This is a genomic window from Arthrobacter sp. ERGS1:01 (assembly GCF_001281315.1).
Taxonomy (GTDB): domain Bacteria; phylum Actinomycetota; class Actinomycetes; order Actinomycetales; family Micrococcaceae; genus Specibacter.
On record NZ_CP012479.1, the window covers coordinates 919505 to 931951 of the forward strand.

A 12447-nucleotide genomic window follows, 5' to 3' on the forward strand; every position below is an offset into this window, starting at 1 on the left:
TTGCGAGATGACGGTTGGGCGTCGTCGGACTCGGTGCGTCAGCGTCAGATTCGGCGCGCGGGGCGCTCGGGGTGGTGCTACTTGGCGACGGGGACGGGCGGCAGGCCGAACAGGCCGCCGTCCTTGGCCGACTTGGGCTTGCGCACGTGCGTACCCCACAGGAAGGCCAGGAATGTCAGCAGCAACTGGGCGGGAAGGCCGCCGGCGGGACGCCGCCGGAGATCAGGCAGATCAGCACCGGCAGCAGGACGATCAGGGACAAATCCGGGCCCACCAGGAACGCCCGGACGGCGCCGGTGGGGATGGGGCCCGACGCCGAGGCGATGGCCGGCATGTTCCAGTCGGGAGTGGGGCGGAAGGCGGCGCGCAAAGTGGCCGCTCCCAGCCCGGGGCCGGCAAAGATTGCCAAGATCAACAAGGCCGGCGATCCCACGCCCAACGCCAGCAGCAGGCCGAAGCACACCAGTGCCCACGCCGTCATGCCAACGGCCGGCAATACGTAGTGCACCCGGCGGACCGTGCGTGAGGGCAGCGGCATGAGCATGTCGACGGCGGGGTTGCCGGCGGCAAAACGGGCGGTGGCGCCCAGTGAGGTGGCGGCAAAGTGCGCACACAGGTACAGGACCACGGCGATCAGTACGGAGTTGCCCAGGAATTCGACGGCCGCAACCGATGCCGGAATGGCGGCCAGCACCAGGACCCGCAGCAGCGACACGGGGGAGCGCAGGGCCATGGTTGCGTGGGTGCTGAGCAGGGTCTTGATGCTGCGGGAGGCGGCGCTGCCGCCGCGGAAAACGAGGGGCAGCCGCACCCGGGACGTGCCCTGGGAGGTGCCGCCACCCAGCGACCGGGACAGCTCGGAGGCGTCCATGGACATGAGCGAGCCGGCAACGTAGGCGCCGGCCGCAGCGGCCTCCTTCAGCTGCGCGGTGGTGATTCTTTCCAGGTTCCAATACACGGCAGCAAGCGCCAGCAGGGAGATCGGCACCAGGATCAGCGGCCACAGCACGCCGTCGGCCACCAGCAGCGGCCAGCTTGTGGGCAGGTACTCCAGCCAGGCGGTTTGTGCGCCGGTGATGGGACGCTCGCCCGCCGCATTGTTGTACAGGGCGGTGGCCACGAGGGTCAGCGGCGCCACGAGCGTCACAATGCCCACCAGATTTTTGAGCCATTTGCCCGCGTTGGTGATTTGGCACCAGCCGGCCACCGCGTACAGCAGCCAGCCCAGCCCGATCCCGCACAACGTGGCCAGACCGATCCGCCCGGGGGTGGGGGCCGACGCCATGCCCAGCGCCATGGGCACCACGACGACGACGGCGGCCGCGGCCGGCCAGATCAGCGACTTCAGGAAGCCGGGTTGGATGAAACCGCGACGCCGCACGGGCAGTCCCAGCCACCAGGCGGTTTGCGGGATGGTCATGGTGATCGGCCCCACCGTCATTTCCACGGCGAGCAGCGCCGCAGCCAGCGTCAGCAACACGGTGGCGCTGGCCTGCAACAGGGTCACCGAGTGGAATCCCGGTCCCAGGACGGAGGCCGCCAGCGCGGACTCGTGGCCCACGCCGAGGCTGTTGCGCAGCCCCACGATGATGGCGCCGGCCATGGTGAGCAGCACCAGCCCGCCCAAGACGAAGGTGTAGGCCTCGGAGATGAGCTCCATGATGCCGCCCTCGGTGCGGCTGAGCCCCACCTTGAACGTGTACTGCCGGATTTCCTTGGCGCTGAAGCGCTCACTGGTCTGCAGGGTCATGGCGTTCAGTCCGCGTGCGGGTTCTCGGTGGAGATGGCCACGGCGGCCTGCGCCGGGGTCATGGTGTGGATCGTGTCGGCGATGAACAACGCCTTCGTGGCGACGGTGGAGAGGAAGTCGGGATCGTGGGTGACCACCAGCAGGGCCAGGCCGTTGGCGACTTCCTCACTCAGGCGGGTTGCCAGCCGGTGCCGCATGGCGGTGTCCAGGCGCTGTTCCGGCTCGTCCAGGACCAGCAGTGACCGGGGCCGGACGAAAGCCGATGCCAGCAGCATGCGCCGTCGCTGTCCCGAGGAGAGGTTGTACGGCCGGGATTTGGCCAGGGAGCTCAGCCCGAAGAACTCAAGCTCGGCGGCAATCACTTCCTCCACGTCGTCCACGCCGTGGCCGGCGGAGACGATGGCCAGGTGTTCCTCGACGGTCAGGGCGGGGAAGAACGCGTCGTCGTCGAACACCACGGCCACCTCGCGGCGGAACTCAAGGGTCCGGTCATCCACGGCGGTGCCGTTGATCAAGGTGGTGCCGGAAACGGCGGAAAGCTGGCCCACCACTGTCTTGACCACCGTGGACTTGCCGGCGCCGTTGGGTCCCACCAGGGCCAGGGCCTGGCCGGAGTGGAGGCTGAAGCTGACCACGCCGCACACGGCCTTGGTGCCGTAGCCGGCCTGCAGCTTCTCGGCGCGCACCACATCCTTGCGTCGATCGGACGTGGCGGGGGAGGGTTTTGTTGGTTTGCTCATCGCTTCGAAGTATATGCTCGCAGCCCGAACATTCAGCCTCAGCTTGAGGGTCAAGGCTCAAAACCCAAGACGGCCAAATGTTCAAAACATCCCGCCGGCACCCGGTAACGTAGAGCGTGGTAGCGGTGAATCAACAAAGCGGCGAAAGTGTGGACTGATAGGTGAGCAACGAGCAGGGTGCAATGACACTCGTCAACGAGGACATTGTGGGACCCACCGGGCGGCCCCTGACGGAGTTCCCCGAACCCCCGGTTCTTTCATCCCACGGCCCGGCCCGCGTCATTGCCATGGTCAACCAAAAGGGCGGCGTGGGTAAAACGACGTCGACCATCAACCTGGGTGCCGCGCTGGCCGAAGCCGGGCGAAAGGTTTTGCTGGTCGACTTCGACCCGCAGGGCGCCCTGTCCGCCGGGCTCGGCACCAACCCGCACGAGCTCGACCTGACCGTCTACAACGTGCTCATGGACCGCAAGGTGGACATTCGCGACGCCATCCTGCACACCGAGATCGAGAACATCGACATCCTGCCGGCCAACATCGACCTGTCCGCTGCCGAGGTGCAGCTGGTCAATGAGGTGGCCCGCGAGCAAGTCCTGGCCAGCGCCCTGCGCAAGGTCGAGGACGACTACGACGTGGTCCTGATCGACTGCCAGCCCTCCCTGGGCCTGCTGACCGTCAACGCGCTCACCGCCGCGCACGGCGTCATCATCCCGCTGATTTGCGAGTTCTTCGCCCTGCGCGCCGTGGCCCTGCTGGTGGAGACCATCGACAAGGTCCAGGACCGGCTCAACCCGCGCCTGCAGGTGGACGGCGTGCTGGCCACCATGTACGACGCCCGCACCCTGCACGCCCGCGAAGTGCTGGCCCGGCTGGTCGAGGCGTTTGGCGACAAGGTCTTCGAGACGGTCATCAAGCGCACCATCAAGTTCGCCGACGCCTCCGTGGCGGCCGAACCCATCACCACCTACGCGGCCAACCACCAGGGCGCCGATTCGTACCGCCGCCTCGCCAAAGAGCTGATCGCCCGTGGCGGCGCACCCTAAACTGGACGACGCAACTATGGCCGCGGGGATCGCGGCGGACGCAACACCGGCCGCAGGACCGTCACGGCAGCGCTTCGAGGTGCGCCTGGCGAACTTCACGGGCCCCTTCGACCTGCTCCTTGGGCTGATTTCCAAGCACGAACTGGACATCACCGACATCGCCATCGCCACCGTCACCGACGAGTTCATCGGCTACCTCAAGGCTTTGCAGGAACTCGGCGAGGAATGGGCGCTCGATGAAGCCAGCGAATTCCTGGTCCTCGCCGCAACCCTGCTCGATCTGAAGGCCGCACGCCTGCTGCCGGCCGGAGCGGTCGAGAGCGAGGACGACCTTGCCCTCCTCGAAGCCCGGGACCTGCTCTTTGCCCGGCTCCTGCAGTACAAGGCGTTCAAGGAAGTGGCCGGGCTGATGGGCGCCGAGCTGGAGCGCGAAGCCAGGCGCTTCCCCCGGCTGGTGGGCCTGGAACCGCACTTTGCGGCCCTGCTGCCCGAGCTCGTCTGGCGGCACACCCCCGAACAGTTCGCCGAACTCGCCTCCCTGGCGATGGTCCCCAAGGAGGCCGCGCCCACCGAGGTGGGGCTGGCCCACCTGCACGTCCAACCCGTCAGCGTCCGCGAACAGGCCGCCATCGTCACTGCCATGCTCACCGCCGGCATGCCCGACGACGGCGACCCCGCCGCGGCGAATTGGACGGGACACCCGCTGTCCTTCCGCGCCCTGACGGCCGACGCCGAAAACAACATGGTGGTGATCGCCCGGTTCCTGGCCCTGTTGGAACTGTTCCGGGACATGGTGGTCTCCTTCGACCAGGCCAGCCCGCTGGGGGAGCTGCTGGTGCGCTGGAGTGCCGGGGCCCGGCACACGGTGCACACCGACAGTGACTTTGACGACGAACACGAGCCTGCGGAGGGAACAGTATGAACGCCGAACAGGATGCCCAATCCACCCCGGAGCAGCCCATGATGGGGGCGGATCCGGACACGGAGGCGGTGTTGGCCGAACCCGGTGGTGTCCGTGCGGCGCTGGAGGCCGTGCTGATGGTGGTGGACGAGCCCGTGGCCGAGGAAGCGCTGGCCGCCGTGGTGGGCCTGCCCACAGCCGCGGTACGTGAGCTACTCCACGAACTGGCAAGGGAGTACGACGGCTATACTAGAGACGGTGACACTGTACCGGTGCGCGGCTTTGAGCTTCGGCAACTTGCCGGGGGTTGGCGTGTTTATTCACGCCCCGCCTATTCCGGGATCGTGTCACAGTTTGTTGTGGACGGCCAAACGGCCCGGCTCACGCAGGCGGCCTTGGAGACACTGGCGGTGATAGCTTACCGCCAGCCGGTCTCGCGGGCCCGGGTTTCCGCCATTCGTGGCGTGAACGTGGACTCGGTGGTGAGGACGTTGGCGCAGCGCGGCCTGATCGAGGAAGTGGGCACCGACCCGGTGTCAGGGGCATTTTTGTACCGCACCACAGCGTACTTTTTGGAACGGCTGGGGATTGGAAGCGTGGATGAGTTGCCGCAAATTGCACAGCACCTGCCTGGTCTGGAAAACCTCCACGATTTCCACGACGCACACCTTTAGCCCCATGCACCGCCCCTGAAGCATTCAGGACCACCCACTTTCAGTACCGCAACTTTTCTTAGCATTAAGGACAAAATCATGACACCGTCGCCCCGTTCCGGGAGCTCTTCCGGGCAAAACCAGCCGCGAGGCGGCAAGCCGCGCTCCGGTGCACCCAAGTCCGGCGGATTCAAGGGCGGCTCCGGCGCGCCCAAGTCCGGCGGCTACAAGGGTGGCGGCGGCTTCGGCTCGCCCCGCTCGGGTGCCCCGCGTTCGGCCGGTTCCGAAGGCTCCGGCGTCCAGCGCGCCCCGGGTTCCGGTGCCCCGCGCACCGGCGGCACCGGCGCCCCCAAATCGGGCAGCAAGTTCGGCGGACCCCGCACGGGAGCCAGCTCCTTCGGCGCCCGGGCAGCCGCCCGCGCCGGCAACGGCGCCCAGAAGCCTTCACAGCGCGGCGCCAAGCCGTACAAGAACGAGCAGTACGGCCGCAGCATGGGCCCGGTCAAGAACCGTCCCACCGAGCAGAACCGCCGCCCGGAAACCACCTCCGACGACGTGGACGTGCACAACCCCGAGGGCCTGCGCCTGCAGAAGGTCATGGCCATGGCGGGTGTGGCATCGCGCCGCCTGTGCGAGGACATGATCCTCGAAGGCCGTGTCCAGGTCGACGGCGTGACCGTCACCCAGCTGGGACTGCGCGTTGATCCGGAGACCGCCGACATCGCGGTGGACGGCATGACCATCCAGACCAACGAATCCATGATCTACATGGTGTTCAACAAGCCCAAGGGCGTCGTCTCCACCATGGACGATCCCGAAGGCCGTCCGTGCATCAAGGACTTCCTGAAGGTGCGCCAGACCCGAGAGCGCCTCTTCCACGTGGGCCGCCTCGACACGAACACCGAGGGCCTGCTGCTGCTGACCAACGACGGCGAGCTTGCCAACCGCTTGAGCCACCCCAAGTACGGTGTACCCAAGACCTACCTGGTGCAGGTCCGCGGACCCATGGCCCAGGGCATCGGCGCCCAGCTCAAGGACGGCGTGGAACTCGAGGACGGCTGGCAGAAGGTCGACTCCTTCCGCCTGGTCGACTCGACCCCCGGCCACGTGCTGGCCGAGGTCGTCCTGCACTCCGGCAAGAACCGCATCGTGCGCCGCATGTTCGAGGCCGTCGGCTACCCCGTGGAGCGCCTGGTGCGCGTCAAGTTCGGCCCCATCGCGTTGGGCGACCAGCGCCAGGGCAGCATTCGCATCCTGGGCCGTCACGAGGTGGGCCACCTGATGGCAGAAGTGGGAATGTAGGCAGCGGATGAATCCAACGCATTTGGTGGGGCCCGTGCTGGTTCTTGGCAGTGGACTGCTGGGGGCCAGCATTGGTTTGGGACTGCGGGCCCATGGCATTGACGTGGTCGTCTCCGATCCTTCGCCCTCGGCCCAGGCCGTGGCCGTGGACATCGGCGCCGGCCGCGCCTTTGACGCGGCCGAACAACTCCACCCGGAGCTTGTGGTCGTCGCGGCCCCGCCGGATGTGACCGCACAGGTGGTGGCCGGTGCCCTGCAAAGGTACCCGGACGCCGTCGTCGTCGACATTGCCAGCGTCAAGGTGGCCATCGCCGCCGAGCTGGCCCAAATCCTGGGCGCCGACAATGAACTGCTGTCCCGCTACGTGGGCACGCACCCCATGGCCGGGCGGGAACGCTCCGGTCCGGTTGCGGCTCGCGGTGAACTGTTCAACGCCATGCCGTGGGTGCTGTGCGCCTCGCCGGCCAGCTCAAAGCACGCCGTCAAGGTGGCGCACTCGTTGGCCATCGATCTGAACGCCGTGGTGTTCAGGTTCAACCCCGACGAGCACGACGCCGCCGTGGCCCTGGTCAGCCACCTGCCGCAGGTCATGTCCTCGCTGGTGGCCAGCCGGCTGCAGGAAACCCCCGCGCACGCCTTGTCGCTGGCCGGCAACGGGCTGCGCGACGTGACCCGGATTGCCGCCAGTGATCCGGCCCTGTGGGTGCAGATCCTGGGCGCCAACGCACCCAAGCTGTTGGAGATCATGCAGGGGGTCCGGGCGGACCTGGACCGGCTGATCAACACGCTCAGCGCCCCCACGGCGCCGGGCGCGCGCCTTGACCTGGCACAGCTCATGGCCGAGGGCAACGCCGGCCAGATGCGCGTTCCCGGCAAGCACGGCGGGCCGGCGCAGCAGTACACCTGGCTGACGGTGCTCGTGGACGACAAACCCGGGCAGATCGCCCACTTGCTCACCGAAATCGGTGCCATCGGCGTCAACGTCGAAGATTTGCGGCTGGACCATTCGGCCGGGCTGCAGGTGGGCATGGTGGAGCTTTCCGTGGTGCCGGCCAAGCGCGCGGCACTGGTGGAGGAACTGACGGAACGCGGATGGAAGGTCATATTGTGACGGACATGTTTGTTACATTCCCCGAGCGGCTGCGCGTGGGCAAGCCCCTGGTGGTCGCCATTGACGGGCCCTCCGGATCGGGCAAGTCCAGCGTCAGCAAGGCCGTTGCGCGCCGTTTGGGCCTGGCGTTCCTTGATACGGGAGCCATGTACCGGGCTCTGACCTGGCACTGCCTCAACGCCCGGATCAACCTGGAAAACGCCGCCGCCGTCGAAGCCGCCGCCCGGACGATGGGCTTCGAGCAGGGCCTGACGCCCGACGTCGACTTCGTGAAGGTCAACGGCATCACCGTCACCGGTCCCATCCGCGACCCCAAAATCTCCAAGGCCGTCAGCGCGGTGGCCATCAACCTCGGTGCCCGCAAGGAACTTGTCCGCCGCCAGCAGGCCATCATCGCCGACTGCAACCATCGCATCGTGGTGGAGGGCCGGGACATCACCACGGTGGTGGCCCCCCACGCCGAGGCACGCCTGATCCTGACTGCCAGCGAGGAGGCCCGGATGCGGCGCCGCGGACTCCAGCTTGGCGGCACCCAAACGGCCGCACAACTGGCCGAACAGGTGCTGGCCCGCGACGCGAAGGACTCCACGGTGGTTGATTTCCAGCGTGCGGCCGACGGCGTGTACACGGTGGACTCCTCGGAGCTGGATTTTGAGCAGACCGTCGACGCCGTCATCGACGTGGTGCGCCGGGCCGTCAATGAGGGCCCGGCTGCATGAGCAAAAAAGATCCAACGGCCGCCCCGGCACTGCGTGTGGTAACCGCGGCGCCGCCGCGCTGGAAGACACGCTGGAGCCGGCCGCTGGGTCGCGTCCTTGACCACGTGGTGTACCGCACCATCGTGGTGGGGCGCAAGCATGTGCCCGCCGACGGTCCCGTCATTTTTGCCGGAAATCACCTGAGCTACCTTGACGGGCCGGTCATGGTGGGCGCCGCCAACCGCTACATGCACGTCATGGTCCGCCATGACATGTTCAAGGGCTTCCTTGGCTGGGTGCTGGCCGCCTCGGGGCAGATCCCCGTCAACCGGGCCGGGGACAGGGCCGCGCTGCAACAGGCAAAAACGGTCCTTGACCGTGGCGACTGCGTGGGCATCCTGCCGGAGGGCACCCGGGGAACCGGGGACGCCGCCGCCATGAACGGCGGAGTGGCGTGGCTGGCGCTGAACTCGGGCGCCGTCGTCGTTCCCGTCGCCATCCTGGGCACCCGGGTGGGCAACGAACATCGTGACACAATTCCCAAGCCGCGCCGCCATCTGCACGTGGTGTTTGGGGAGCCCCTGAAAATTGAGCGTGAGCCCGGAGTTTCCGGCCGTGTTTCAATGGACAGGGCAACCGAAAAAATCCGCCGTCGGCTGGCAGCCCATATTGAGGCCGCCACGGCCGCTACAGGCCAGGATTTACCTGCGGATGACCACCTTACTTCAAAGCATAAAGGACAGTAACCATGAGCGACTCACAGTCTGCCACGCACCCCGATGAGGGTGAGTTTAGTCACGAGGACTATGTACCCGCGGGTACTGACCATGTTGCCGAGCGGTTGGCGGAAATCTCCGACGAGGACGCCGAGGCACGCGCCGCCGGGCTGCTGGCCGGCCTGGCCAGCTACGAGCTCGACGAGGACGACGCAAAGCTGCTTGCCGGCGAGTTCGACGACGGCACCAGCGAGGATGCCCTCCGCCAGGACCCCGTGCTTGCCATCGTGGGCCGGCCCAACGTCGGCAAGTCCACGCTGGTCAACCGCATCCTGGGCCGCCGCGAGGCCGTCGTGGAGGACACTCCCGGCGTAACCCGCGACCGCGTGCAGTACCCGGCGACCTGGAATGGCCGCAACTTCACGCTGGTGGACACCGGCGGCTGGGAAAGCAACGCCCGCGGCATCGACCTGCGCGTTGCCGAGCAGGCCGAGATCGCCGTGGAAATGGCCGACGCCGTGCTGCTCGTGGTGGACGCGATCGTGGGCATCACCGCCTCCGACGAAGCCATCGTGCGCATGCTGCGCAAGGCCAAGAAGCCCGTCATCCTGGTGGGCAACAAGATTGACGACCTCGTCCAGGAAGCCGACGCCGCCACCCTGTGGGGCCTTGGACTGGGGGAGCCGTACCCGGTTTCCGCCGTGCACGGCCGCGGCGTGGCCGACATGCTGGACCGCGTCATGGACGTCCTCCCCGAGTTCTCCGCCGTCGCCGGTGTTGAGCGCACGGGCGGCCCGCGCCGCGTGGCCCTGATCGGCCGCCCCAACGTGGGCAAGTCCTCGCTGCTGAACAAGCTCGTGGGCTCCGAGCGCGTCGTCGTCGACAACGTCGCCGGCACCACCCGCGACCCCGTCGATGAGCTCATCGAACTGGGCAACCGCACCTGGCGCTTTGTGGACACCGCCGGCATCCGCCGCCGCCAGCACATGGCACAGGGTGCCGACTTCTACGCCTCCCTGCGCACCCAGGGTGCCCTGGAAAAGGCCGAGGTGGCCGTGGTGCTGCTGGCCGTGGATGAGATCCTCAGCGAGCAGGATGTGCGCATCCTGCAGCTGGCCATCGAATCCGGCCGCGCACTGGTGCTCGCGTTCAACAAGTGGGACCTGCTCGACGACGAACGCCGCAAGTACCTGGAACGCGAAATCGACCAGGACCTGGCCCACGTGGCCTGGGCCCCGCGCGTGAACATGTCCGCCAAGACCGGCTGGCACAAGGACAAGCTGGTTCCGGCCCTTGACCTGGCCCTGGAAAACTGGGACCGCCGCATCCCCACGGGCCGCCTGAACGCGTTCCTGGGCGAGCTGGTCTCCGAGCACCCGCACCCCGTCCGCGGCGGCAAGCAGCCGCGCATCCTCTTCGGCACGCAGGCCTCCAGCCGCCCGCCGAAGTTCGTGCTGTTCACCACCGGCTTCCTGGACCCCGGATACCGCCGTTTCATCACGCGCCGCCTGCGCGAGACGTTCGGCTTCGAGGGCACTCCGATCGAGGTCAGCATGCGCGTCCGCGAGAAGCGCAGCCGCAAGAAGTAGCAAACCTCCCATTTCCCGGCCGGATTTCACCCCGGCCGGGAAATGAGATGGCCGTCACTGCAAGTTTGGTCAAAGCGCCCCAAAATATGGGGTAAGCTTTTTCCGTTGGTTCAGCCGGTGAAGATATCTTCTCCGGGCGCGAACTTTCGGGCTGTAGCGCAGCTTGGTAGCGCACTTGACTGGGGTCAAGGGGTCGCAGGTTCAAATCCTGTCAGCCCGACCAAAGAAAATCCGCTCAAACACTGGGAATCATCCCGGTGCTTGAGCGGATTTTTTGTTGCCCTTTTCGCGGGAACGACCCCGCGGCGCGAAATAGACCCTGGACCGCGAAACAGGCGTTGCTCGGGCGCTGTTTCGCGGGCGCGGGTCTGTTTCGCGGATCGGATCCGGCCTAGTCGACCGCGATCATGACGTCGGAGGCCTTGACGACCGCATAGGCCTCGCCGCCCACCACGAGCTCCAGCTCGTCGACTGCTTCATTGGTGATGGAGGCGGTGACCACCGAGCCCTCAATCTGGATGCGGACGTGGGCGGTCGTTGCCCCTTTGGTGATCTCCGTGATGGTGCCTTTGAGACGGTTTCGGGCGCTGATCTTCATTGATGTTCTCCTCGGGTCGCTCCGGTTGGCGGGATATTTTCGCACCCGCCTTCGAATGAGAACCAGCGTAACGCACCGCGCCCGTTTCCGGTCGGGGCGCCCGGCCCACGGTCGCCGAATCCGGAACCGGGTGCCCCGTGCGGGCAGGGCCGCCGCCATGCACCCCGGCAGGACCCCGCACCCTAGGTTTTTGCAGCCAGCGGGAGTAGCTTGGCCCCATGGTTGGGATCATCGTTCTACTACTTGTCATCTGGCTCGTCTTTGCGATCCTGGGGGTCGTGATCAAGGGATTGCTGTGGCTGGCCGTCATTGGAATTGTGTTGTTTGTCGGCACGGCCGCCATTGGCTGGATCCGGCGTAATTCCATCAACAAATAGCCACCCGGACCGTTGGTGAGGGCCCGCCTACCCGTTTGCCAGCAGCTGTTCCCACGTTTGGACGCCGACCGCGTGATCCGGCGTCAGGTTCGCCCCCGCACGGACTCCGGCGGCAGCCTTCCCCGTCATGTGCAGCGGCACGAACAACCGGCGCCGACCGGTGCGGGCCAGGAAGCTGCGGATGAGTTCGTCCAACAGATAGGCGTGCGGCCCGCCCAGCTCGGGAACCAGGCCCGCAGGTTCACCCATGGCCAATTCCACGAGCCGCGCCGCCACCTCATCGACCGCAACGGGTTGAAAACGGGACCCCGTGGGTGCGGGAATCACCGGCGACTTCACCAGCTGCCGGGCCAGCGCCAGCATGGATTCCTGGAATTGCGTGGCCCGCAGGATCGAATACGGCAGCCCGGAAGCGGAAAGGGCCCGTTCGGCGGCCAGCTTTGCGGCAAAGTAGCCAAACGCCATGCGGTCGAATCCGCTCACCACGGGCACCCGCTCAGCACCCACCACGGAAATGTAGGCCAGATGCCCCACGCCGGCCCGCAGCGCCGCCTGCGCAAGGGTGGCCGTCATGCGCTCATCGCCCTTCGCGTTCCCGGCGCAGTGGACCACGACTTCGACCCCTGCCACCGCGGCCTCGACGCCCGCCCCGGTGGTGAGGTCGCCCCGCACCTGGGCAACGCCGTCGTTCCCGGCTTGGGGTTGGCGGCTCAACACGCGCACCTGGCGACCGGAGGCCGCGAGGCGGGCCACGACCAGGCTGCCGAGCCGGCCCGTGCCGCCCGTGACCAGGACCGTCGATCCCATGGCTGCTCCCCAATCCTTTGGCGGCGCGCCGACGCCGGGCCGCGTGGTTGCTGTGCTCCCCAGCGTACGTTCGCGGCGCCCGGGCAGGAAGGGCTGGGCCAGCCATTCCCACGGGTCCCGGCCCCAACTAGACTGCTGGGGCGGGCAAAATTCTCGGGAGTC

The 12447-nt window shown here is 67.2% G+C and carries 13 protein-coding genes and 1 tRNA gene; 10 read left to right on the top strand and 4 right to left on the bottom strand.

Going from position 1 to position 12447, the window contains the following annotated elements:
- Positions 1–175: 175 nt before the first annotated feature.
- Together AL755_RS08010 and AL755_RS08015 are read right to left on the bottom strand one after the other, a co-directional pair.
- A complete protein-coding gene (locus tag AL755_RS08010) occupies positions 176–1750 on the bottom strand; it encodes a DUF6297 family protein (protein ID WP_054010555.1) in 1575 nt (524 codons plus the stop codon).
- A gap of 5 nt (positions 1751–1755) precedes the next feature.
- Complete coding sequence (locus tag AL755_RS08015; RefSeq protein ID WP_054010556.1) at positions 1756–2490, bottom strand: ABC transporter ATP-binding protein; 735 nt, start codon at positions 2488–2490, stop codon at positions 1756–1758.
- 182 nt (positions 2491–2672) lie between these two features.
- Here AL755_RS08015 and AL755_RS08020 point away from each other — a divergent pair, with 182 nt between their 5' ends.
- The 9 genes from AL755_RS08020 (at position 2673) to AL755_RS08060 (ending at position 10726) form a co-directional block, all read left to right on the top strand.
- Positions 2673–3533: a ParA family protein gene (locus tag AL755_RS08020; RefSeq protein WP_107503915.1), complete on the top strand. Its 861-nt coding sequence runs from the start codon at positions 2673–2675 to the stop codon at positions 3531–3533.
- Positions 3534–3549: 16 nt separating this feature from the next.
- Positions 3550–4455: a segregation and condensation protein A gene (locus AL755_RS08025; protein WP_054010558.1), complete on the top strand. Its 906-nt coding sequence runs from the start codon at positions 3550–3552 to the stop codon at positions 4453–4455.
- 38 nt (positions 4456–4493) lie between these two features.
- Positions 4494–5108: an SMC-Scp complex subunit ScpB gene (gene scpB, locus AL755_RS08030; protein WP_107503916.1), complete on the top strand. Its 615-nt coding sequence runs from the start codon at positions 4494–4496 to the stop codon at positions 5106–5108.
- A 78-nt stretch (positions 5109–5186) separates the two neighbouring features.
- The gene (locus AL755_RS08035; protein ID WP_054010559.1) at positions 5187–6389 is read left to right on the top strand and encodes a pseudouridine synthase; all 1203 of its coding nucleotides are present in this window, start codon (positions 5187–5189) and stop codon (positions 6387–6389) included.
- Between the two features lie 7 nt (positions 6390–6396).
- Entirely contained in the window at positions 6397–7500 is a 1104-nt protein-coding gene (locus AL755_RS08040; protein ID WP_054010560.1) for a prephenate dehydrogenase, read from the top strand.
- A gap of 5 nt (positions 7501–7505) precedes the next feature.
- Entirely contained in the window at positions 7506–8219 is a 714-nt protein-coding gene (gene cmk, locus AL755_RS08045) for a (d)CMP kinase (protein WP_054012942.1), read from the top strand.
- Positions 8216–8944: a lysophospholipid acyltransferase family protein gene (locus AL755_RS08050; protein WP_082369015.1), complete on the top strand. Its 729-nt coding sequence runs from the start codon at positions 8216–8218 to the stop codon at positions 8942–8944. The genes cmk and AL755_RS08050 overlap by 4 nt, the downstream gene beginning before the upstream one ends.
- 2 nt (positions 8945–8946) lie before the next feature.
- Complete coding sequence (gene der / locus AL755_RS08055; protein ID WP_054010561.1) at positions 8947–10503, top strand: ribosome biogenesis GTPase Der; 1557 nt, start codon at positions 8947–8949, stop codon at positions 10501–10503.
- A 147-nt stretch (positions 10504–10650) separates the two neighbouring features.
- A tRNA-OTHER gene (locus tag AL755_RS08060) sits at positions 10651–10726 on the top strand.
- Positions 10727–10894: 168 nt separating this feature from the next.
- On the opposite strand, the gene AL755_RS08065 is transcribed toward AL755_RS08060, so the two are convergent.
- A complete protein-coding gene (locus AL755_RS08065) occupies positions 10895–11101 on the bottom strand; it encodes a TOBE domain-containing protein (protein WP_054010562.1) in 207 nt (68 codons plus the stop codon).
- 218 nt (positions 11102–11319) lie between these two features.
- Here AL755_RS08065 and AL755_RS23600 point away from each other — a divergent pair, with 218 nt between their 5' ends.
- A complete protein-coding gene (locus AL755_RS23600) occupies positions 11320–11478 on the top strand; it encodes a hypothetical protein (protein WP_192841659.1) in 159 nt (52 codons plus the stop codon).
- Positions 11479–11505: 27 nt separating this feature from the next.
- On the opposite strand, the gene AL755_RS08070 is transcribed toward AL755_RS23600, so the two are convergent.
- The gene (locus AL755_RS08070; RefSeq protein WP_054010563.1) at positions 11506–12285 is read right to left on the bottom strand and encodes an SDR family oxidoreductase; all 780 of its coding nucleotides are present in this window, start codon (positions 12283–12285) and stop codon (positions 11506–11508) included.
- Positions 12286–12447: the final 162 nt, after the last annotated feature.